The sequence below is a fragment of the Xanthomonas sp. SHU 166 genome, from assembly GCF_000364685.1.
Taxonomy (GTDB): domain Bacteria; phylum Pseudomonadota; class Gammaproteobacteria; order Xanthomonadales; family Xanthomonadaceae; genus Xanthomonas_A; species Xanthomonas_A sontii.
The window spans coordinates 1-2,088 of sequence record NZ_AQOJ01000285.1 but is presented as its reverse complement, the minus strand read 5'-3'; the positions used below and the strand labels follow the sequence as shown (position 1 = coordinate 2,088).

2 protein-coding genes are annotated in these 2,088 nt (G+C 70.5%); one reads left to right on the top strand and one right to left on the bottom strand.

Annotated features, from left to right (window positions below):
* Positions 1-578 (top strand): DUF885 family protein (locus D180_RS08935; protein WP_043090695.1); only part of this gene is annotated, 578 nt, incomplete at its 5' end.
* Positions 579-635: 57 nt separating this feature from the next.
* Here the strand turns inward: D180_RS08935 and D180_RS08930 are convergent.
* A partial coding sequence (locus D180_RS08930; RefSeq protein WP_017912523.1) for an efflux RND transporter permease subunit occupies positions 636-2,088 on the bottom strand: 1,453 nt, incomplete at its 5' end.

Sequence of the window (2,088 nt, the reverse complement as noted above, 5' to 3'; positions counted from 1 at the left end):
CCTACGACCTGCCGTCGCGGCCGCTGTACAACCTGCCGGCGCTGACCCTGCACGAATCCTCGCCGGGCCATTCGCTGCAGGGCGCGCTGGCCGAGGAACAGGGTGCGCAGCCGGCGTTCCGCCGGGAGAACTACATCTCCGCCTACGGCGAGGGCTGGGCGCTGTACACCGAGAAGCTGGGCAAGGAGATGGGCATCTACGCCACGCCCTACGAGGACTTCGGCCGGCTCAGCTACGAGATGTGGCGCGCCTGCCGCCTGGTGATCGACACCGGTATCCACCACAAGGGCTGGACCCGCGCGCAGGCGCAGGCCTACCTGCGCGAGCGCACCGCGCTCAGCGAGCACGAGGTCACCACCGAGGTCGACCGCTACATTTCCTGGCCGGGCCAGGCGTTGAGCTACAAGCTCGGCGAGCTGACCATCCTCGATCTACGCGCCGAGGCCGAGCGCGAACTCGGCGCTGACTTCGACATCAAGTCCTTCCACGACGCGGTGCTGCAGCAGGGCTCGGTGCCGCTGCCGGTGCTGAAGCAGCAGATCCGCGCCTACATCGCCGCGCGCAAGAAGAAGGCCTGACCGCCGCCGCGCCGGCCGGCGCCGCTTCCCGCGAGAAGCGCGCCGGCCTGTGCTGGATCAGCCCGCCACGCGCGGCCCGGCCACGCGTGCGGCAAACGTCGGCAACACCAGCAAGGTCAGCGCGGTGGCGGTGATCAGCCCGCCGATCACCACCGTCGCCAGCGGTTTCTGCACCTCCGCACCGGAGCCGCTGGCGATCGCCATCGGAATGAAGCCGACGATCGCGACCAGCGCGGTGGTCAACACCGCGCGGATGCGGCTGCCCGCGCCGTCGATCGCTGCCTGCAGCGGCAGGTCGCCGGCCTCCAGGCGCTCGCGGATCGCCTGCATCAGCACCAGGCCATTCAAGGTGGCCACGCCGGAGACGGCGATGAAGCCCACCGCGGCCGACACCGAGAACGGCATGCCGCGCAGCAGCAGGGCCAGCAGGCCGCCGACCAGCGCCAGCGGCACGCAACTGAACACCAGCACCGCTTCCTTGACGCTGCGCAGAGCCATGAACAGCAGGCCGCCGATCAGCAGGAACACCACCGGCACCACGGTCGCCAGCCGTCGCTCGGCACGCTGCAGGTTCTCGAACTGGCCGCCCCAGGTCAGGTAGGCCCCCGGCGGCAACGCCACGTCGGCCACCGCGGCCTGCGCCGCGCCGACGAAGCCGCCCAGGTCGCGGCCGCGCACGTTGGCCTGCACCACCACGCGGCGGCTGCCGTTGTCGCGGCTGATCTGGTTCGGCCCTTCGCTGACGGCGATGCGCGCCACCGACGACAGCGGGATCACCTGTCCGGTCGGCGTGGCGATCGGCAGCGCGGCCAACTGATCCGGATCGTTGCGCGCGGCATCGTCCATCCGCACCACCACGTCGAAGCGGCGGTCGCCCTCGAAGATCTTGCCGGCCGCGCGGCCGCCGATGCCGGTGGCCAGCGCGTCGCTCACATCCGCCGCGCTCAGCCCGACCTGTGCCGCCGCCGTGTGGTCGATGGTCACATCCAGCGTGGGCAGCCCGGAAATCTGCTCCACCCGCACGTCGGCCGCGCCCTCCACCGCGCGCAGCTTCGATGCGATCTGCTCGGCCACCTTCTGCAACTGGCCGAAGTCGTCGCCGAAGATCATCACTGCCAGGTCGGTGCGCACGCCCGAGATCAGTTCGTTGAAGCGTAGTTCGATCGGCTGGCTGAACTCGAAGCTGTTGCCGAGTTGCTGCCCCGCCAGCGCCTCCAGGCGGGCCACCAGCCGCTCCTTGTCCAGCGCCGGATCGGGCCAGTCCTTGCGCGGCTTGAGCACGATGACGCTGTCGGAGATGTTGGTCGGCATCGGGTCGATCGCCGCCTCGGCGGTGCCGGTCCGCGAGAACACCGTTGCCACTTCCGGCTGCGCGGCGATGGCCTGTTCCAGCGCCAGCTGCATCGCCAGCGACTGTTCCAGCGAGGTGGACGGCACGCGCAGCGCCTGCATCGCCACATTGCCTTCGTCCAGCGTCGGCATGAACTCGCGGCCCAGCAGCGCGAACGCG